General features: G+C 50.1%; 19 protein-coding genes. 17 read left to right on the top strand and 2 right to left on the bottom strand.

The features are described from left to right. Nucleotides 1–91 precede the first annotated feature (91 nt). From BJP58_RS14055 to BJP58_RS33620, 12 genes are all read left to right on the top strand, one after another. Nucleotides 92–1,246, top strand: a complete 1,155-nt coding sequence (locus BJP58_RS14055) for a P-loop NTPase family protein (RefSeq protein WP_194544403.1) — start codon at nt 92–94, stop codon at nt 1,244–1,246. Next, a complete protein-coding gene (locus tag BJP58_RS14050; protein ID WP_194544941.1) occupies nt 1,246–2,496 on the top strand; it encodes a TadA family conjugal transfer-associated ATPase in 1,251 nt (416 codons plus the stop codon). Before BJP58_RS14055 ends, BJP58_RS14050 begins: the two co-directional genes overlap by 1 nt. A gap of 56 nt (nt 2,497–2,552) precedes the next feature. Continuing rightward, entirely contained in the window at nt 2,553–3,350 is a 798-nt protein-coding gene (locus BJP58_RS14045; RefSeq protein WP_194544940.1) for a type II secretion system F family protein, read from the top strand. 15 nt (nt 3,351–3,365) lie between these two features. Then, entirely contained in the window at nt 3,366–4,238 is an 873-nt protein-coding gene (locus BJP58_RS14040; protein ID WP_194544402.1) for a type II secretion system F family protein, read from the top strand. 20 nt (nt 4,239–4,258) lie between these two features. Further along, on the top strand, nt 4,259–4,450 hold the full coding sequence (locus BJP58_RS14035) for a Flp1 family type IVb pilin (protein WP_194544401.1): 192 nt from the start codon (nt 4,259–4,261) through the stop codon (nt 4,448–4,450). Next, nucleotides 4,443–5,117: a TadE family protein gene (locus BJP58_RS14030; protein WP_194544400.1), complete on the top strand. Its 675-nt coding sequence runs from the start codon at nt 4,443–4,445 to the stop codon at nt 5,115–5,117. The genes BJP58_RS14035 and BJP58_RS14030 overlap by 8 nt, the downstream gene beginning before the upstream one ends. A gap of 2 nt (nt 5,118–5,119) precedes the next feature. After that, on the top strand, nt 5,120–6,301 hold the full coding sequence (locus tag BJP58_RS33630) for a hypothetical protein (protein ID WP_233355075.1): 1,182 nt from the start codon (nt 5,120–5,122) through the stop codon (nt 6,299–6,301). Next, a complete protein-coding gene (locus BJP58_RS33625; protein WP_233355074.1) occupies nt 6,298–7,350 on the top strand; it encodes a hypothetical protein in 1,053 nt (350 codons plus the stop codon). The genes BJP58_RS33630 and BJP58_RS33625 overlap by 4 nt, the downstream gene beginning before the upstream one ends. An 82-nt stretch (nt 7,351–7,432) precedes the next feature. Then, the gene (locus tag BJP58_RS14020; protein ID WP_194544939.1) at nt 7,433–8,353 is read left to right on the top strand and encodes a TadE/TadG family type IV pilus assembly protein; all 921 of its coding nucleotides are present in this window, start codon (nt 7,433–7,435) and stop codon (nt 8,351–8,353) included. Between the two features lie 185 nt (nt 8,354–8,538). Next, on the top strand, nt 8,539–9,051 hold the full coding sequence (locus tag BJP58_RS14015; protein ID WP_194544399.1) for an A24 family peptidase: 513 nt from the start codon (nt 8,539–8,541) through the stop codon (nt 9,049–9,051). Between the two features lie 11 nt (nt 9,052–9,062). After that, a complete protein-coding gene (locus BJP58_RS14010; protein ID WP_233355073.1) occupies nt 9,063–10,568 on the top strand; it encodes a DUF6382 domain-containing protein in 1,506 nt (501 codons plus the stop codon). Then, the gene (locus BJP58_RS33620; protein WP_233355072.1) at nt 10,508–10,912 is read left to right on the top strand and encodes an FHA domain-containing protein; all 405 of its coding nucleotides are present in this window, start codon (nt 10,508–10,510) and stop codon (nt 10,910–10,912) included. The genes BJP58_RS14010 and BJP58_RS33620 overlap by 61 nt, the downstream gene beginning before the upstream one ends. A gap of 107 nt (nt 10,913–11,019) precedes the next feature. Here the strand turns inward: BJP58_RS33620 and BJP58_RS14005 are convergent, their stop codons facing one another. Next, a complete protein-coding gene (locus BJP58_RS14005) occupies nt 11,020–11,940 on the bottom strand; it encodes a copper amine oxidase N-terminal domain-containing protein (RefSeq protein ID WP_194544398.1) in 921 nt (306 codons plus the stop codon). Nucleotides 11,941–12,197: 257 nt separating this feature from the next. Next, on the bottom strand, nt 12,198–12,671 hold the full coding sequence (locus BJP58_RS14000; RefSeq protein WP_194544397.1) for a DUF2621 domain-containing protein: 474 nt from the start codon (nt 12,669–12,671) through the stop codon (nt 12,198–12,200). A 125-nt stretch (nt 12,672–12,796) separates the two neighbouring features. Between BJP58_RS14000 and BJP58_RS13995 the strand changes: the two genes are divergently transcribed. The 5 genes from BJP58_RS13995 to BJP58_RS13975 all read left to right on the top strand — a co-directional run bounded on the left by BJP58_RS13995 (nt 12,797) and on the right by BJP58_RS13975 (nt 19,567). Continuing rightward, nucleotides 12,797–13,918 carry a deoxyribonuclease IV gene (locus BJP58_RS13995; protein WP_071222600.1) on the top strand — a complete coding sequence of 374 codons (1,122 nt, stop codon included), beginning with the start codon at nt 12,797–12,799 and terminating at the stop codon, nt 13,916–13,918. Between the two features lie 129 nt (nt 13,919–14,047). After that, nucleotides 14,048–14,947: a formyltetrahydrofolate deformylase gene (purU, locus tag BJP58_RS13990; protein ID WP_194544396.1), complete on the top strand. Its 900-nt coding sequence runs from the start codon at nt 14,048–14,050 to the stop codon at nt 14,945–14,947. A 350-nt stretch (nt 14,948–15,297) separates the two neighbouring features. Next, complete coding sequence (locus BJP58_RS13985) at nt 15,298–17,697, top strand: DUF7408 domain-containing protein (RefSeq protein WP_194544395.1); 2,400 nt, start codon at nt 15,298–15,300, stop codon at nt 17,695–17,697. Continuing rightward, entirely contained in the window at nt 17,694–18,623 is a 930-nt protein-coding gene (locus BJP58_RS13980) for an ABC transporter ATP-binding protein (RefSeq protein ID WP_071222603.1), read from the top strand. The genes BJP58_RS13985 and BJP58_RS13980 overlap by 4 nt, the downstream gene beginning before the upstream one ends. After that, nucleotides 18,620–19,567, top strand: a complete 948-nt coding sequence (locus BJP58_RS13975; RefSeq protein WP_194544394.1) for an ABC transporter permease — start codon at nt 18,620–18,622, stop codon at nt 19,565–19,567. The genes BJP58_RS13980 and BJP58_RS13975 overlap by 4 nt, the downstream gene beginning before the upstream one ends. Nucleotides 19,568–19,578: the final 11 nt, after the last annotated feature.

The raw sequence follows: 19,578 nt of genomic DNA, 5'->3' as shown, positions 1-19,578 counted from the left end.
AACAGACAACGGAAGCACCGTTCATGGACCGCATATTGCGGCCTTGGACGGTGCTTTTTTGGCGTTGTTACAGAAGAGAGGGATTGGATTTATGATACCGGCCCGACTTGTGCTGGCAGTGCAGGATTCCCGGTATGTTGAACCGCTGCTGAGTTATTTGCATGGAAGTTCTTACGGATCGGCTCTTCAGGTGACCGCATTTACCCGCATCGATTCATTTCTACATTATATGGAAGTGGGAGAAGTACCCAATCTGGTCGTGGGGGATACGGAAATGCTGGAGAGCTGGCTTAGCCGGGGGGAGACTTCGGTTCCGTGGCTGCTTCTAAGTGAAGGTCATTCATCTTCTTCTCTCGTAGAGGGCGGCAGCAGTACATTCAAGTATCAACCGCTGCCTCAGCTGATGGAAGTCATCATCACCCACTGTAAGCGAAGCGGTGGAGCGCTGGAGAAATTGAATGTCGGAACAACCTCGGTGATTGGCATTGTATCTCCCTTGAGCGGGAGCGGGAAGTCAACGATAGCCATGAACATGGCGAAGCAGCTGGGCGTGCTGGGATTAAAGGTGTTCTATCTCAATTTGGAGACGGTGAACAGCAGTGCATTATTTCCTTCCGGTTCGGTGGGTATGGAGGGGAGCTTTTCAAGATTGTTGTACGACATTAAGGCCTCACAAGAAACGGCTTCGGGGACCGATTTGTCAGTAACCCCTTATATCATCAGACATCATGGCCTGAAGTGCGATTCCTTTGAGCCCAGCTTCAACGTGAAGGAAATCACGGAGATGACCATGGAGGACACGGCTTTGCTGCTGGCTTCCCTCGTATCGTGCAATCAATATGATGTCATTGTCGTGGATACCGAGGGATACATGGAAGAACGAATGCAGGCGGTTCTTGAACAGGCCGGAGTGCTAATCTGGGTTTTATTGGATGATCTTATGAGTATGTATAAGAGCGGTGTGTGGATGGATCAATTGGAGCTCGAGGATCCCGCGCTTTTCGGAAGCCTGAAGAAGCGGAGCCGATTCATTGTCAATCGGTACACAGGACAACTTGTTAACGGATTCCCCCGCAAGGATATAAGCATAGGTAGCGTACTGCCTTATATTCCTTCATGGAAACAGCTCCATCGGGAAGAGTTGCTGTTGTCCTCACCGATCTATCAGAGAGAGGTATTGAAGCTCTGCCAGCAGCTGCTGGAGGGCTCGGGTATCATGGCGGTGCAAGCGGGTGGTGGGCAGTGATGATGGAGGATCCGTTCAAGTCAGTTCGTGACCAGGTTCGTTCCGAGCTTGATTTGAGTGCGAGCATTAACAATTCGGAATTGATGGCCCGTATCGAGGAAATGGTGTGGAGAAGACGCGAGCTCATGGAGCTGACAGCCGCTGAGAAGCGGCGGCTGGTGCGCAGGGTATTTGACTCTTTTCGCGGGTTGGATGTGCTTCAACCATTAGTGGATAATCCCCGAATTACGGAAATTATGATTAACAGCCACCAGGATATATTCATTGAGCAGGATGGGGAGGTGAAGAAGCTGCCGCTCCAATTCGAATCGCAGAGCCGCCTGGAGGATATCATCCAGAGCATTGTCGGTACGGTAAACCGGGTGGTGAACGAATCCACCCCCATCGTTGACGCCCGATTGAAGGATGGCTCGCGGGTAAATATCGTGCTTCCTCCCATAGCGCTGAAAGGACCGACCATGACGATCCGTAAGTTTCCGGAATCGCCGATGACGATGGATGACCTGGTACGAAGGGGCGCCCTGACAGAGGAGGCGGCGGAACAGCTTCGGATATTGGTTAAGGGGAAATACAACATTTTTATAGGCGGAGGGACAGGTTCAGGGAAGACGACTTTCCTGAATGCATTATCGCAGTATATTCCGCCTGATGAACGTGTCATCACGATTGAGGATTCGGCGGAGCTGAAGATCGTGACGGTCCCGAACCTCGTGTCGCTGGAGACCCGGAATGCCAACACGGAAGGCCGGGGGGAGATCGCGATACGCGATCTGATCCGATCCTCGCTGCGGATGCGCCCCAACCGGATCGTGGTGGGCGAGGTGCGGGGAAGCGAGGCGCTGGATATGCTGCAGGCGATGAATACCGGGCATGACGGAAGTCTGTCGACGGGGCACGCTAACAGCACACAAGACATGATCAGCCGTTTGGAAACGATGGTGCTGAGCGGCGCGGATCTTCCGATCAGTGTAGTCCGTCAGCAGATAAGCTCGGCGATCGATATTTTCGTTCATTTATCCCGGCTTAGGGATCGATCGCGTCGCGTAACCGAGATTAGTGAAGTGATCGGAATGAGAGGCGGCGAGGTGCTGCTGAATCCACTGTACCGATTCCGCGAGACGGGCGAGTCAGGCGGCCGGGTGATTGGGTCTCTTGAGCCATGCGGGAACCCGCTTCAATCGTCGGACAAGCTTCATATGGCTGGGATTGCGACTTGGCCGCTGCAGAAGATGTTGGAGGTGACATCGTGAAGCGATATGAAGGTTCAGTCTTGACTCCGGAAGAGGGTCAAGGTGAGCGGGTGATCATGAAGAGGAATGGAGCTGGAAAGCGTGAGCAAGCTGCTCCAGCTCGAACCAACACTCTTCCGGATTACGGCGTCTATCATCTCTCGATGAGACAGAGAATGGGATGCATTATCCTTGGCGGTCTTATGTTTTTCTCCATCGGTTATCTGTTTTATCACAATCTGATTTTGTCGCTGCTGCTTGGAACGGCAGGTCTGACGACCCCTAAATTTTGGAGACGGTTTATGCTGGAACGCAGGCGCAAGACACTGAATCTTCACTTCAAACAAGCTTTGTATTCCTTGTCCTCGTCATTGTCCGCTGGCCGCTCCGTAGAGAATGGGTTCAGGGACGCGGTACAGGATTTGCTGCTGCTGGATCCCGGAGGCACCAGCGATCTGATCTTTGAGCTCAAAGTCATCGTGTCTCGGATGGAGTACGGCGAGCCTATTGAAGTGGCTTTGCAGGATTTTGCCCGAAGAGCGGGGATGGAGGATATGGACAATTTTGCCGATGTCTTCTCGACTTGCAAACGAACAGGCGGCGATCTGGTTGAAGTCGTGCGGAGAACTTCTTCAGTCATCGGAGAAAAGCTGGATATTCAGCAGGAGATATCCGTGATGATCGCCCAGAAGCGGTTCGAATCCAAGGCACTGCTGGCTGCGCCGTTCCTGCTGCTGCTGTTCATGAACCTGACGTCTCCCGATTATATGGAGACGATGTACAGCGGACCGGGGATTATGATCTCTACTTTTGCGCTGGCCGCTCTAGGAGGCTGCTTCCTGTGGATCAGCAAAATGATGAATATCAAGGTGTAAGGAGGTGAGGCGGCCATGTTGACATGGGTAGCGGGCACGCTGGTGGTTCTGCTTGTGGGTGGTTGGGTGGTGCTGAATCATATGTGCGGTGAACGATACCATCGTCTCAGTAAAGTGCCCATGGAAGGTCTCAGGCTGCAACGGTTAACACCGCCTCTGTTGTTCCTGCTGGAGCAGGGAAAGATTCCGATGCGTTTTCCGATCGTGTTCTATCGGATGCAGGGCTCCGTCCAGAAGATCCATGGCTTGCGGCACAGCGCAGAAATGACGTTGTTGTTTATGACCGAGGCTCTTGCTTATACATGGCTCATTTTGATTGGTGGCTGTATATGGTCATTGTTGTCGGGAGATGTCACCGGACTTCTGGCTGGATTGGGATTGGGGGTGTTGCTGCCTGTTGCTATGGCAAAGGATCTCCACAAAAAGGTAATGTTGCGCGAGCAGGATATCGTTATGGAGCTGCCGGAGCTCCTAAACAAAATTGTGTTACTTGTTGGCGCCGGCGAGACGGTGCAGCGGGCGGTCATTCATTGTGTAGAGCGGAATAAGGATTTGAACCACCCTCTGTATGTCGAGCTGAAGCGAATGGTGCTTGAATGGGAAGGCGGCCATCCGTTTCAGCAAGCCTTCGAGCAGTTCAATAAACGTTGTGGCGTTCAGGAAGTATCGATATTCACAACAACTGTTTTGCTTAATTTTCGACGCGGCGGGAATGACTTTGTATTGGCACTGCGCGATTTGTCCCGAGTTCTCTGGGAGAAGCGTAAGGCCATCGGAAGAACAAGGGGGGAGCAGGCCTCCTCAAAGCTGGTGCTGCCAATGGTGGTCATATTCATGATCGTGATTGTTTTGCTCGGAGCGCCTGCATTTATGATGATGAACATGTAGAAGGGATCGGTGTATTCGTTATGATGTTGTCCATGGTAAAGAGCGGTATGAAAGCTTTTTGGAAGGATGAGAAAGGGATTGGAACACTTGAGATGATTCTGATCCTTGTCGTTATTTTGATTATCGCGCTGATATTTAAAGATCAAATTACCGCCTTGGTGAACAACTTGTTTAAAAACGTGAATAACAAGAGTAAAGAGTTTCTTGAATAATCGGTTTCAGAGAAGATGGAAGGACGATACGGGGAGCTTCACGGTGGAAGCTTCCCTGGTGCTTCCCATTGTGTTGATGGTGACGGTATTGCTGCTGTTCCTATGCTTGTACATCTATCAACAGTCTATGCTGGTCCAGGCTTCAGTTGCAGCATCCGAGCGGACTGCGTATAGCTGGGATAACAGCCATAAGAGTGCAGCCACGGGATCCGTAGAGCAGGGGAAATATGATTCGCTATATTGGCGGTTGACGGATGATCAAGTTATAGGAACTCTATTCGGCTTGGCTGGGGGTGAGAAAACGAAGTCCATTTCATTGCCGCATGGCGAAGCAGGCAGCGGGAAACTGCCCGAACTCAAAATGTCCAAGGGCGGCATGGCTGTTCCCACAAGCCTGGCGGGAGAGATGAGTTATACCAATCAGCTGCTCATTCGAAAGGTGACGACTTCGTTAAATGAGCAGGTATCTCTGACGCCATTGAGTCGAATATTGGACGATGGAGGTCAGATCAAGGTCAGCGCACAATCGATCGTGGTGGATCCTGTTGAATTTATTCGCACGGTGGATCTAATGCGATATTACGGATCGAAGTTTCAAGGCGGGAGAAATGGAACCGATAAGGCTTCCGCAGGAGAAGTTCTACAAAAGTTCGGAGGTTCGCGATAGTCATGACGAAGCATAGGGAAGCACGGTCGAGTCGGAGAAGGAGAGAGGGCGGCCGATCTTCCGATGGATCTGTATCTGTTTTTTTGATTATCGCCCTGGCTGCTGTATTCATGTTTGTAGCTATCTTTATTGATTATTCCCGCATAGCAGCGATGAAGGTGCAGAGCGAAAGGCTGACCAGAGCGGCCGTACGCTCCGTGATGTCTTCCTATGATCCGCAGCTTCAGAAGGAATATGGATTATATGCCCTTGGGGACACCAGTGGCGATCTCATTATGGGCAATGTGCTGAATGACAGCATGAATCCGGGAGAACGGAGCGATGCATTTCGGTTAATGGCAATGGAGCTCGATAGTTCGGGTCTTGAGCTGCAGCGTCCGCTAGGGACCTATGACATATTCAACCGGCAGATTATTGAGGAAATGAAGTATAAAGCGCCGATTGATTTCACTTTGGAATTAGTGGGTAAGTTCAAACCGTTATCGCAGTCCATGAAGGAAGCTTCCAATACGGTAGATGTTCTTAAGAAGCTTCGCAAATTGTATGACAAGCGGGAAGCGGCGCTGGATGAAATGCTGGCAAAGCAGCGAAAAGCAGGGGAGCATGCAATCCGGCTTTCGAAGCTTGTTATGGATCCGCCGGGACAATCGATCTCCGACACTTCGCTGGGGGGCAGTATGTATACCGCCGCTGATGTGGGATCGCAATACGAGGATTATAAGGCTAAACAACAGGAAGATGCGGACAGGCCTCCTAAGGAACAACAGTATACGCTGCTGCTCATGGCTTACCGGAGCGGAATTTCTTCCATTGGCTCACAGATTTCGAGGGAGGCCAGCCGAGTTCAGAAGGAGAATGACAAGCTGCTCTCGGATGCGCATCAATTATGGGAGGAAGCAAGGAATCTGAATGAAGAGATGAAGCAGGTCATCAAGGATTCCGAGAACCGTTCATCTAATAGTGGATATGATCAGGTCACGAATGATGTAACACCAGGGTCTAACGATTCATCCGGGGCAGAAGCGGAGATGATTCAATCCATACGGAAGCAAGCTGACAAATTAATTCACAGCGATGAGTTCTTGAACGGCTTCCGGCAAGAGATTGATAGCCAGGAGAGTCGATACCAACAGGTTGCCCGAGCGGTCACCACTCTTCAGTCTTCGCTGGGGGAGAGGGAATGAAGGGGACGGTGCTTGAAGCCAGTCGCACATTACAAAGTTTTGTGTCTAATTATGGAGTATCAGGCAGTGGAAATATTATAGATCGGCAGCAGGCGTCATTGGAACAGTTCCGCACATCGGATAAGGAACGGAAGGCGATGGAGAAGCAGGCCAGTCAGAAGCTGAAGCAGGCATCCAAAGTCATTGAGGCGATTAACGGGTTGAATGGACAACATCAGGCCATTATCGATGAGTTCCGTGAACTCCAGCAGTACTATGACGAAAGCCTTCAATTTAATGCTGAAGCGGACAACATGAATAAGGGAAAGCCTTTGGACGATGATCCGTATGATGCCGGTAAACAGGCAATGGATAATATGGATGGTATGTTTGGATTTATGGGGAACGTGCTTGGCGGTGTCAGGGATGAACTGTTTCAAAATGAGTACGCCGTTCACTACTATCAGCATTTTGATATTGGGAATTTAACCGGGATGGTTGATGGTTCCAACACTGGCGGGGATGTCATCCAGGAGTTCGCCATTGGGAACCAGGAAGTGGAGTACATTCTTTATGGATTTCATAACCCCGCTGGGAATATCTCGGCGGCCTATGCAGAGATCTTTGGTTCCAGACTCGCGATCCGGACGATGGAAGGATTCATTGTGAATAGTAAATTGGGAAATCCGTTGGCGATTTTGGCGGCAGCGATTCTGTATGGGATTGAGAAGGCCATTGAGGATATGATCCAGTTGTGTCAGAAGGGGAGCGTTCAGCTATCCAAGTATGTCCCCGTTGAGCTGACTTACAGGGATCATTTACGAATATTTTTGTTTATTCACAGCAATAACGAGAAGAAGCTGTCGCGCATGTTGGCATTGATTCGATTGAACACCGGCACCAATCCTGCGGAGCGATTTACCTACGCTTCAGGAGAGGTCAAGACGGCCATGCGTTTATGGTTTCTTCCAGGGGTGACGAAAGCGATCGGCGTTGTATTTGGAAGCGATGGGGACGAAGTTCAGGGAAATCGTTACATGGTAAAGCGCAAGGCGGATTTTTCCTATTAGGATTAGGGGTACTTGAATGAAACGATTATCGGTAATACAGAAACCTCTCCATAAAGGTAAAGCGTCATCGGAACAAGGAAGCATGGTGGTGGAAGCTGCGCTTGTGCTGCCGATGTTTATGTTTTTTGTCATTTTCCTCATTTATATCGTGCAAATGACGTTGATATCGACAGCACTCCAGAGTACCGTTTCGGATACGGTCAAAATCGTAGCGGCTCATATGTATCCCGTCTCGCTAGCCGTGCAGGCCAATGCCGATGGTAGTGGAACAGAAGAAGGCTCACCAAGCACATCCCATTGGGAGATTCCCAAATTGTCGCTTTCTGATTGGGTTTCGAATTACAGCGACTCTCTTCCTTCTCCTGTTAATGAATGGATAACGCAAGCCGTAGCGTCAGGCGAGGAGCCGCTGCAGCAGCTTAAGAACCAAACCGTGGAAGCCGTACTCGATCCCGTGGTTAAGCCGATGCTGAAGTCATTTATGCCTGAACATCTTCTGGACTATGATCGAATCCATGTGTCCAATGTTCACATTCCCAATTTGAAGAGCGGGGCGAGTCCCTATTTCGGCATTGAGGTGAATTACGCGCTTCCGATCCGGGTTCCTTTCTTGAACAAACGCATCGTGCTGCAGGCAAAGGCTCAGGAGAGATTATGGATTGGCGACACCGGCGAAGGAGGGATGGGTTCAGGGGATGGCTCGGGGACGAACGGGGCTATCGAGCTGTTGGAGAAGCCGAATCCGGCCGTTGCCAGCAAGCAGGCTAAGGTAAAAGTACGAGTGGAGCCGGGCAGCAGTGCTCAATTGTCAGTCTATTATAAGAGTGGTCAGAGTACGGCTAAATATTTGGGCTGGGAAACCGCGGACGGTAACGGCTATATCGAATGGGAATGGAACGTAGGCTTTAATACAACGCCGGGAACGTGGCTGTTTGTCGTTGAGACAGCAGACGGGCAGCGGATTGAGGTGCCGTTTACGGTGGTCGCGCGGTCAGGTTCTTGAAACCTTGATAGCAAGAGTTCGAAATGAAGGATTCCCTAAGAAGTGTTTCAGGGAAGTGTCTTTGAGAAACGTTTCAAGGAAGTGTCTAAGAGAGTCATTCCAAGAAGCATTGGTTGTACATCCATAGTTAGAATCCTATCACGGCTATTCCAGTGAATAGTTTAGCAAGGGAGTTATGATATCGCATGTCCGTTGCTTTTGGTGTTTGTGCTGTTTATTTGATCGCCGCATTCATTACAGACCTTCGTTCCATGAAAATACCGAATATTTTAACTGTTTCGGCTATGCTGTCCGGTCCTGTCTATCATGGCGTTCTGGACGGGTGGGAGGGGCTGTTCTTTTCTTTGAAGGGGCTTGGAGCCGGGTTTCTTATCTTGTTGATCATGTATTTTATAGGGGCTGTGGGAGCGGGTGACGTTAAGCTGTTTGGGGGCATTGGTGCCTGGACCGGCTTATGGTTTACCTTGCATGGCATTATGTATTCTGTCCTTTTTGCCGGTGTCATCGGTTTGCTTATCCTGCTATGGCGTCGGGAAACGATAAAGCGAGTACGTAATGTCGTTGGCAGTATCGCCGGCGTTTTTGTGATGAAGAGCTGGTTGCCATGGTGCAACAGCCAGGAGGAACACTTGCGATTCCCCTTTATGATTGCCGTCCTTCCTGGCGTAATCAGCACGTATGTAATACTGCACTTGTAGGAGGGGGAATTATGCTCGGATTAAAGGCGGATTTTATGCAGAACGGTGGAACCATTATGGTGCTGGATCGGGCTGAAGGAATCCAATCATCAGAACTTAATCATGTACAGCTGGGAATGATCCGTTCGTCGAGAATCCCTCATTTCTTGAAGCTGCATATGAAGGAAGTCGATTATAAGGTAACGCTGGAATATGATATTACCGGCAAAAAAATGCTGTCTCAAACGTTAAAGAGCGAGCGCATGACACTGACTGAATATTTTGGATTGCTGCTGCAGATCGTCACGGCTCTGGAGGACAGCAAGTTGTATATGCTTCAACCGGAGAATTATATTTTGCATGAGGATTATCTGTTTATTGAAGGTTCCCTGCATCTGGGCACTTTATATTTAACTTATGTTCCCGTTGCAGCCACCGAAGCAAGCGGCACTCGTCTTCCGCTTATGCTCAAGGAGCTAATGACAAGGTTGCTCGCATCGGTGACGGAGCTAAAAGGGGGAGGGATACAGGCACTGATGTCATTCTGCAGTGAACAGAGCTTTAATCTACCGGGACTAAAGAAGCTTGTGATTGAGCTGTTAGCCGGAGAGGGTGAAGACCATCGTGCTGTACCTCAAGCTAATGCAGCAGTGCCTTCAGGTCTGAATCAAGGGTCGCCCTATACCGATAGTCAATCAAGCAACATGGGCTCTGCATTCGCATTTGCAGAACCGACTCATGGACGGACAGCAGTGCCACAGACGGACAGTGACATCTACACAGATAAACAGAGTTTAATTCAAGGTCTGAAGGAACGTACGAATGAGATGTTCGGGAAGAGGGGCAAGAGCGAGGAAATGAATTCTCATGCGGGTCGAAGCCCATTGGGTTCCACTCCTTCGTGGCTGCCCGATACGGATGACACAAATTCAGAAGCTTCGGACAATGACAAAGCCTCGCCGGTTCGCACCTATATTATGTTAGGATGTTTGCTCGCCGCAGCGGGAGCTTGGAGATTGCTTTACATGAATCAGCCTACTCCACTGATGCTGGGGTTGTCGGTAGGTATTACGATTCTGCTTGCTGCGGTAACCTGGCTTGGCTGGACAGGTAAACTCCAGCTGCTCTCACGGAGATCCGGCGATTGGTCCGGTTCCTTGCCCATGTTCGAGTCAACAGAGCTTAGTCCGCAGGAGCATTCCAAGTGGAAGTCTGTCCCGCGTTTTCAGGCGGACCCTTTATCGGGTCTTCTTGGGGATAACTCGGAAACAGACGCTGGAAAAGCAGAAGCAGGGCTTGAGGAGGGGAAAGAGAATTGGAGATGGCGGACCCCTAAATCTCCATTCAACTCCGAGAGAGATCACCATTCAGGGGATATTCCGCACAATCTCCGCAGGGCCATGCTTATTCGCGTTCATCTGAGGCATCAGCTGCGGCAGCGGATCCATATGGGGAAGAGGGGGATTATTATGCCCAGTTGTCCCAACGGACGGAGGTGCTTTCGTTCCCTGGAGGTGAGGGAGCTACCGTCCTGCTAAGTCCGGATGCAACAGCCCGTCCAGCCGTGCAGCATTCAGCAGGTGCTTACCTCGAGCTAAATGAACCGAATGCAGCCAACCCGCAGCGGATTGAACTATATCAGCCCCATTTCATCATCGGCCGATCCCCTGACGTAGCCCAATTCGTCGCACAGGGTGTGGGGACTTCACGGGCGCATGTCGAACTTTCGCGCGAAGGCGGAGATTACGTCCTGAAGGATCTGGGGTCGAGAAATGGTACGGTGTTGAAAGGGGAATCCATGGTGCCTTATAAAGAATATCCTCTGATGGAGGGGGATGCCTTTATTATTGCCGGATGGACGTTTACCCTGCGCAGGGGATAATATTCTATAGTACATAAAGAACCCCGGGTTTGAAAGGCAGCGATCTGCCTTAACATAATACCCAGGGTTCTTTTTCTAATTTTTATTGAAGTGTGAGTGCGAAATTTTTATAACGAGCTTGAATAAATCATGTACTCCGTATCGCCGGTTGGGTCAAAATACCAGTAAGCTACCTTTTCCGAGTAATTATAAGATCCTCCGTATAAGGGCCAGCGTGTAACATATACATTGTATTCGGGAACGAAAATATTATATTGGGCATCATATCCGCTTGGATAAGAGGAACTCGCAAAGAATGTAATGATAAAGATATTAACTTTTTTGTAGCCATATTTATTATGTACATGGTTGGCAATATTCTTGGTCAGCTGATGCCCCGTTGAAGGTTTGCTGTCAAAGGTGTCGATAATGTTCTGCATCGTTTGTTCATCCGAAATTTCTACAGCAATGGAAAGTGTATCCGAATCATCGGTTACGCCATAAGTTAAGTTGTTTAGGTGCAATTTTCCGAAAGAGAGATTCGAGTATTTGGATTCCAACTCCTCTTCGATTTTTACGGCTTTCGTTTTTACCGGCGGGATCGGTGTAGGCTTAGGAATAAAGGGTTCTGTCCCTTTGTAACTGGTAATGTTGATGGTGTTTCCATTCACGGCCAGAGTTGCTCCAGTGGCTTCGCTAATGAAGCGAAGCGGAACGAAAATATTTCCGTTCAAGGATACCGGAGGAGATTCGAGCACCATTCGCGAGCCGTTTACATAAGCGTTTTTGTTGCCAACGGTCAGCACAAGGTTGATCCCTTTTTTGGTTCCTGTAATCTGCTGTTTAGCGGGATCCCACTTGACAGAAAGGCCCAAGCTTTTGAATATCGGAGCGAATTGTACCAAGGTCACCCCATCTCGCAAAATAGGGGCCTGTCGCAGTCCCACTTTAACGCCATCCACATTGACGATATTAGCTGGCGCCGCTCCTGCGGCCGGCACGATGCATGTAAATAGTAAAACGATAATAATTGCTAATTTCAACTTCACGTCATTCTTTCCTCCTAGGACTATTGGATTACATTTCTTATAACAGTCTATTATACTTGATCTATGACTTATTTCCACAATTTTCTTGAAGCGAAAAACAGGCTAAGTTGATGTGTATCCCTTCAATATATCGAAATTAAAAAACGAATCCCCCTGATCCTCTGTAAGAGGACTAGGGGGAGATATCTTCCGGACCCAACGGTTTGTCCGAGCATTTGAATGGGACTGGAACCGTAGTTCCATTTAAGGTTGTATCATTACTTATTAATCAAATGCTGATATGGCTTGTAGTCGATTTCCTTCTTCTGGAGGAAATTCATCAGGAATTTGTAATCTCGCTTCGGCGTAGCTACGATGTAACCTTTGATGCAGTGATCCCGGGTGACTTCGTTTGCGCCGGATTCGACGGCGATTTTGCCGATTTCGGCTGCAATGGAGTGTTTGGCGATATCCCGGAACGGTCCCGGAACAGGCTGTACCAGTTCGTCCAGAAATGCTTTGGATTCATCCGTCCACAGCGCGCGGCTTCGTTCTACCCAGTAATTTTGCCAATCGAGCTTTGATTTACCATCGGCTTTGGGAAGCACTTTCAGAAACTTGCGGAACATGAAAAATCCGCCGATGCCCATCAACCCAAGCATGACCCATCCCCAGAAGGCAATGGAGTTCATGAACCATGACGGCGGCGCACTGGACGACAAATAGCCCATGACGGCCCCTGTGCTCTTCATTTGTATATCACCTCAATGATTATTGTCACATGACACTTTCATGAGAATTATAACGCATTTCTAGATTTATTTCGATATACAAGCTAAAATAGGTGTAATTGTGTGTTAAAAAAGGGGGATGCAGCATGTTGAAAATTGGTTCCCACGTGTCGTTTTCGGACAAGGGATTGCTGACTGCGACGGCTGAAGCCACATCATATGGCTCAAGCTCGTTCATGATATATACCGGCGCACCGCAAAACACGCGCCGCAAGCCGATCGATTCCATGTTTATCGAAGAAGGCAAAGCCGCCATGCAGGAAAGCGGCATTGAGGAGATCGTGGTCCATGCGCCGTACATTATTAATCTCGGATCGTACAAGCCCAACACGTTTGAGCTGGCGGTAAGCTTTTTGCAAGAGGAGATCCGCCGCACGCATGCGGTCGGCGTGAAGAATATCGTTCTCCATCCCGGCGCGTATACCGATAAGGATGCGGAATACGGCATCGACCGAATTGCCGAAGGCCTTAATGAAGTGCTCGGCGGTACGGATGAGACCGAAGTGAAGATTGCACTGGAGACGATGGCCGGCAAAGGCACCGAGATGGGACGCAGTTTTGAAGAAATTGCTTCCATTATTGATAAGGTGAAGTACAATGACCGTTTGGCCATCTGCCTCGACACCTGCCATATTCATGATGCGGGTTATGATATCGTAAATGATCTGGACGGCGTGCTGGAGCAGTTCGACAAGCTGATCGGACTCGACCGGTTAACGGTTGTGCACGTGAATGACAGCAAGAATCCGCGTGGAGCGGGTAAAGACCGTCATACGCCGATTGGAACCGGATGGATCGGCTATGAAGCCATTCAAAGAGTCGTTCATCATGAGAAGCTTCAGGGCAGACCGTTCATTCTGGAGACGCCGTGGATCGGTAAAGATCCGAAAACGCAGCGTCCGATGTATGAGATCGAGATTGCGCTTTTGCGCGGGGATGTGGAAGGCCGTTTCGGGCCGACTTTTGCTCAGCAAGTAGAAGAACTGGGTGCTTTCTTTGCGAAGGAAGGCATCGAATCCCGTTCGTTCGTGCTGGATACCTGGACGCTTCTGAAGAATGATGCCAAAGCCAAAAAGGCGGATCCTCGCGAACCGATGGAGCGCCTGTATGATATGGTCATGGCAGCCGGCCTGCTGTCCGACCTTTCGGAGGAGCAGATCAATCAGCGCCTGATCGCTTGGTTGTCCGGTGTTTCCCTGACTTCATAAGCTTCATTAAATGGCTTTATAATCAGAATACTAAGGCATTCTCGGGATAACGTCCGCAAGTCGCGGCATGTTTTCCTGAGAGGCCGATTGACGTTAATTGCAGATTTAAAAGGAGGATCACCTAGTCTTATGGAAATTCACATCAAGAAGGATCTGCCGTCTGCGGCAGGTCAGTACCCTAATCGTGCCCGCATGCTGATCTCCTGTCCGGATGGACCGGGAATTGTGGCGGCGGTCTCCCAGTTTCTGTACCAGCATGGTGCCAACATTGTCCAGTCTGATCAATATACAATGGATCCGGCCGGCGGCATGTTTTTTATGCGGGTTGAATTTGATCTGGAGGATTTGAACACGAAGCTTCCCCAGCTGGAGGAGTCCTTCCGGGAAGTTGCCGATCAATTCCGTATGGAATGGAATATCTACCATGCGGTCCGTAAGAAACGGCTGGCGATTTTTGTTTCAAAAGAAGATCACTGCCTTGTAGAGCTGTTGTGGCAATGGCAGGCCGGCGATCTGGACGCGGATATCGCACTGGTGGTAAGCAACCATCTGGATATGAAGGAATACGTGGAATCGTTCGGTATCCCGTATCACCACATTTCGGTTACGGCGGATACGAAGCCTCAAGCGGAGCAGCGTCAGCTGGACGTGATCGGCGATGATATCGACGTGATTATCCTTGCGCGTTACATGCAGATTATTTCGCCAACCTTTATCGAACATTACCGCAACCGGATTATCAACATTCACCATTCCTTCCTTCCGGCCTTTGTCGGCGGCAAGCCTTATGCGCAAGCCTATAACCGCGGGGTGAAAATTATCGGAGCAACCGCCCATTATGTAACCGAAGAGCTGGATGGCGGCCCGATTATTGAACAGGACGTGCAGCGCGTTAGCCACCGGGATGATGTCAACGAGTTGAAGCGTATTGGCCGTACCATCGAACGCGTGGTGCTTGCAAGAGCCGTCAAATGGCATGTTGAGGATCGGATTCTGGTGCATAACAATAAAACGGTTGTATTCAACTAACGGTCTGCGTAAGATTTGCAAGCGTACGTATGATCAGACAGGAAGACAGCCAGCAGGTTTGGAAACAGAACGAACACGATGGCGAGCGATGCCAGAGTAACCGGGCCTGTGCCTGAGATACAAGTAAGATATGAGGCTGTATTCGGACGATTCATCATAGATAGTACAATGGAGCAGCCCAACACTTTAACGCTGCAATGGATTACCCCTTGATCCCGCTCCTCTTATTGGAGTGGGATTTTTATTTATGGAAGGAAACGTCAAACTTTTTATAGATTCGACTCGTCAATATAGTTGAACTTGTGAAGAGAACCTTTACATACATCTTCTGAACATAGGTGTCATTTGTCATGAGAAAGCAATTTATATGTGGAGAGGGGAATCATCAGTTGTCGTTTTATACAAAAAAAACGTGGATGTTGCTGCCGATGGTGGCGCTGCTGATTGTTGCATCGTTATCCTTCTCGTTCCCGGCCGGAAACGTCTACGCCGACGGAGCGAAGATTGGCATTCAATCCGAAATGGGTTATCAAGGCAAGATTAAACATGATAAATGGAATCCGCTCAAACTGACCTTAACCAGTGACCGGGATATATCCGGTGACGTGGTCGTGCAGATTCAGAACTACAATGGCTTCGGATATCAAACCTCCTACGTCCAGCAGGTGGACCTGCCGAAGGATACGCCGAAGGAAGTCGTGATCGGCATTCCAGGGGCTGTGCTGAATAAAGATAATAACCAGATCCTGTTCTATGAAGGGTCTTATACCAAGGGGAAGCAGATTCCGTTTGCCTCAGGTAAAAATTACGTGCAGGCTTCTCCATATCAGGGCGCACTCATCGCCGTGTTATCCGATGATCCGGATACAATGAATTTCATGAATGTCCTTAACGGCAAGGGCAACAGCGTGAATGTGTTCCCGCTTAAGAACGCCAGCGTTCCATCGGATGGAATGCTGCTGAACGGACTGGACGTCATCGTGATCAACAATTTTGCTTCCGATACGCTGTCAGAGCCTCAACGCAAGGCGATTACAGATTGGGTGAATGGCGGCGGCACCCTGATTCTGGCCGGCGGCGCTGGATATGCCAAAACAGCGGCACCGTTTGCCGACATCACGCCGGTCGCTGCGGATGGGACCACCACCGTTCATTCGCTGGCTGAGCTGGAGAAGCTTGGCGGGAAACCGCTGAAACTGGATGGGGCATTTACCATTTCCACAGCGAAAGCGGTGGAAGGCGCCCAAATCGGAATTGAAGCGGACGGACAACCTTTGTTTGCCTCGAAAGCCTATGGCCAAGGAAGTGTTCAATATGCAGCCTATGATCTGGCTATGGAGCCGGTGAGCTCATGGGCAGGCCATCCGGATGCATGGGCATCGATATTGCGCAATAACCTTCCCATGGTGGGCGCGCAGAATGGCATGTACTACAATTCGCTGATGGACAGTTTGAATTACGTTCTGGAGTATTTTCCATCGCTGAAGATGCCTTCTTTCACGCTGCTGCTGTGGATGCTCATTATTTATGCGGTCGTCGTTGCGCCGCTGCTCTACTATATCTTGAAGAAGGCGGACAAGCGGGAATGGGCGTGGTTCTTGATCCCGATCATTGCCGTCATCGCGAGCGGTTCCGTTTACGTGGTCGGTTCATCGGACAAGACGCGGGAACTCGCGCACACCATCAACTTGATTGAACTAAACGGTCAGGGGGATGCGGTTAAATCGACGGCTTCCGCATTTTTCACGCCTCGAAGCGGGAACTATGCTTTGGAATTTCCGGAGAATACGTATTTGAAAACGGGGCAGTCCCAGACCAGGTTTGGAGGAATGGGCGAGAATAAGAGTTTTGTCCGAGTGGAGCAGGCGTCCACGACGCTGGAGCTTCGCGACATGTCCCAATGGTCATTAGCCAAGGTCTGGGTGGATCGTCAAGGAACCGAGGAGATGGGGCGTCTGGGCATGGATTTGAAGCTGGATGCCAAAGGAGAATTAAACGGTAAGGTCACCAATGACACGATTAACGATTTGACCGAGGTTGTGCTGGTTGTCGGGGGCAAAGCCTACAAGCTGGGAGATATCAAGAAGGGGGATGCTGCATCCGTTCCTCAGGATCCGAAACAAATCATCAAGTTTACGGGCGGTGACTTGTCCGGGATGCTGTACCCTTATTCGCAGAATGATCCGAAACAGCGTGAGCGCGATATTTTGTCCCAATACGGATATTCCAACAGAATGGTTAACAGGGATGCTTACATCTTGGGATGGAGCAAGGACCATTTGACGAATTATACGCTGAAAGGCGCTGAGGTGGACAGTGATCAGCTCAATTTCTGGATACAGCCCGTGGAGATGGATTGGGGATTGAACGGGGAGATTAACATTCCTTACGGCTTCCTCTCTCCCGAAATATCGCAGGTGAATGCGCCGATGTTCGGGGTTTACCCTCATGGGGTTGAAATGGGACAGGGCAGCTTGATTGCCGAATTCCCGTTAATTTCGGAAGGCAACGTGAAGTATTCGGAGTTGTCCGTGAAAGGCACCAAATTCAACAACAACGTTACGATGGAGATCTGGAACTCGAAGAAGAGCGCATGGGAGCCTGTTACAGACGCGAACAATGTGTTTACCATTACCAAGAATCCGGAGCAGTATATCGTGGGGAATCGGATCCGCTTCATGATCACCGCCAAGGATCAGACCAACTTTATGATGCCGGAGCTGTCTGTGAAGGGGGAGGCCACTCAATGATCGAGATTAGAAACCTGAGTAAAAAATACGGAACGTTCCATGCGCTGAAGGACATCAGTCTTCATATTGAAAAAGGGACGGTATTTGGATTTGTCGGTCCGAACGGAGCCGGCAAATCCACAACGATGTCCATATTGGCCACCCTGATGCTGCCAACCTCGGGTGTTGCCAAGGTCGGCGGCTTCGACGTGACCCAGCATCCCAAGGAGGTCCGCAAGCGGATCGGCTACATGCCCGATTTCTTTGGCGTGTATGACCAACTGAAGTCTACCGAATATTTGCATTTTTACGGGGCAAGTTACGGCATTCCGCGCGCCGAGCGGGAACAGCTCATTCCGCAGCTCCTGGAGCTGGTCAACCTGAGCGACAAAGCGGATACCTACGTCGACAGTCTCTCGCGGGGCATGAAGCAGCGTTTATGCCTTGCCCGGTGCCTGGTGCATGATCCGGACGTCTTGATTCTGGATGAGCCGGCTTCGGGGCTGGATCCGCGGGCGCGGATCGAGATGCGTGAAATATTGAAGGAATTGAAGCTGATGGGCAAGACGATCATCATTTCGTCGCATATTTTGCCTGAGCTGGCGGAGATGGTGGATGAAATCGGCGTGATCGAGCACGGCGAGATGGTTGCCCAAGGCAAGGTGGCCGATATTCAGAGCCGTCTCCGCGTAAAAAAAGTCATCCACATCCGCACGCTCGAGCGTGAAGAGGAACTGGCCGAGAAGCTGCGGGACGAACCGTTTGTCACGTCGGTATTGACGGATAACACCGGCGTCCATGTTCACTACGGCGGGGATGACACGCAGCAGAGCGCTCTGCTGCGGCAGGTGGTCTCCTGGGAAATTCCGATTGTCTCGTTTCAGGAAGCGCAGAGCAATCTGGAGGATGTATTCCTCGAAATTACCAAAGGAGGGCCACGCGAATGAATTGGAGCAGAAAGCTAATTAATCCGGTCATTGACAAGGAATTTCGGCTGCGGATGCGTTCTACGCGTTCCATGCTGTCGGTGTTATTTTATGTATTGGCGCTCGGAGCCGTTGCGATGGGTTTCATTTATCTCTTCTTATATTTGGGACAGCGGGGACCTCAGCGATTCGATCCGCAGATGAGCCAAATGATGTTCTATGTGCTGAGTTTTGCCCAACTTGTTCTCATCGCATTCATGGCGCCCGCTCTTACCGCCGGTGTCATCAGCAGCGAGCGGGAGAAGCAAACGCTGAGCATGCTGCTGACAACGCAGCAGAGCTCGGCCACGATTGTGCTGAGCAAGCTGGTGTCGGCGCTCAGCTTCATGACACTGATCGTGCTGGCCACCCTGCCGGTATACAGCATTGTTTTCCTGTATGGGGGGATTTCGCCGAAACAGCTCATATCCGTCTTTATTTTTTATTTATTCGTGATGCTGCTGCTCGGTTCGCTTGGGGTGATGTTCTCGACTTTATTCAAAAGAACCATCGTCGCGATTATTGTCACCTACGGTGCGGGACTGATTATCTTCCTTATAACAGGACTACTGTATTTGTTCTTCATGGGAATTGAACAGCAGAATATGTATCAAAGCGGCCAGGCGCCAACACCAGGCAGCTATTCCTGGGTCGGATATTTGCTGGGCTTGAATCCGGCTGGGGCGATGATGAGTTTGTTTAACCCGTCCTTCTCAAAAGACGTGTTCCTGCTGTACGGCGGAAGCTTGAACAGCAAGGCTCCCATTGAATTGTGGCTGGAATTTTTCATCGTCTATTCGGTTGTGATCGTTCTCGCCCTGTGGGTTGCCGTACGGAATATCCGTCCTGTCGCCAGGCGGAAACGTAAGGATAAGAACGAAGAACAGCTCCCGCAAGTATCGGAAATGAAGCGGGACGAAGCGTAACCTAAAGCATA

It is taken from the genome of Paenibacillus sp. JZ16 (assembly GCF_015326965.1).
Lineage (GTDB): Bacteria > Bacillota > Bacilli > Paenibacillales > Paenibacillaceae > Paenibacillus_AQ.
This window is presented reverse-complemented; position numbering and strand designations above follow the sequence as displayed.

Coding starts and splice junctions, on each gene's coding strand:
- BJP58_RS14055 (WP_194544403.1), top strand. CDS start 92: ATGATACCGGCCCGACTTGTGCTGGCAGTGCAGGATTCCCGGTATGTT.
- BJP58_RS14050 (WP_194544941.1), top strand. CDS start 1,246: ATGATGGAGGATCCGTTCAAGTCAGTTCGTGACCAGGTTCGTTCCGAG.
- BJP58_RS14045 (WP_194544940.1), top strand. CDS start 2,553: ATGAAGAGGAATGGAGCTGGAAAGCGTGAGCAAGCTGCTCCAGCTCGA.
- BJP58_RS14040 (WP_194544402.1), top strand. CDS start 3,366: ATGTTGACATGGGTAGCGGGCACGCTGGTGGTTCTGCTTGTGGGTGGT.
- BJP58_RS14035 (WP_194544401.1), top strand. CDS start 4,259: ATGATGTTGTCCATGGTAAAGAGCGGTATGAAAGCTTTTTGGAAGGAT.
- BJP58_RS33630 (WP_233355075.1), top strand. CDS start 5,120: ATGACGAAGCATAGGGAAGCACGGTCGAGTCGGAGAAGGAGAGAGGGC.
- BJP58_RS33625 (WP_233355074.1), top strand. CDS start 6,298: ATGAAGGGGACGGTGCTTGAAGCCAGTCGCACATTACAAAGTTTTGTG.
- BJP58_RS14020 (WP_194544939.1), top strand. CDS start 7,433: ATGGTGGTGGAAGCTGCGCTTGTGCTGCCGATGTTTATGTTTTTTGTC.
- BJP58_RS14015 (WP_194544399.1), top strand. CDS start 8,539: ATGTCCGTTGCTTTTGGTGTTTGTGCTGTTTATTTGATCGCCGCATTC.
- BJP58_RS14010 (WP_233355073.1), top strand. CDS start 9,063: ATGCTCGGATTAAAGGCGGATTTTATGCAGAACGGTGGAACCATTATG.
- BJP58_RS14000 (WP_194544397.1), bottom strand. CDS start 12,671: ATGAAGAGCACAGGGGCCGTCATGGGCTATTTGTCGTCCAGTGCGCCG.
- BJP58_RS13995 (WP_071222600.1), top strand. CDS start 12,797: ATGTTGAAAATTGGTTCCCACGTGTCGTTTTCGGACAAGGGATTGCTG.
- purU (WP_194544396.1), top strand. CDS start 14,048: ATGGAAATTCACATCAAGAAGGATCTGCCGTCTGCGGCAGGTCAGTAC.
- BJP58_RS13985 (WP_194544395.1), top strand. CDS start 15,298: ATGAGAAAGCAATTTATATGTGGAGAGGGGAATCATCAGTTGTCGTTT.
- BJP58_RS13980 (WP_071222603.1), top strand. CDS start 17,694: ATGATCGAGATTAGAAACCTGAGTAAAAAATACGGAACGTTCCATGCG.
- BJP58_RS13975 (WP_194544394.1), top strand. CDS start 18,620: ATGAATTGGAGCAGAAAGCTAATTAATCCGGTCATTGACAAGGAATTT.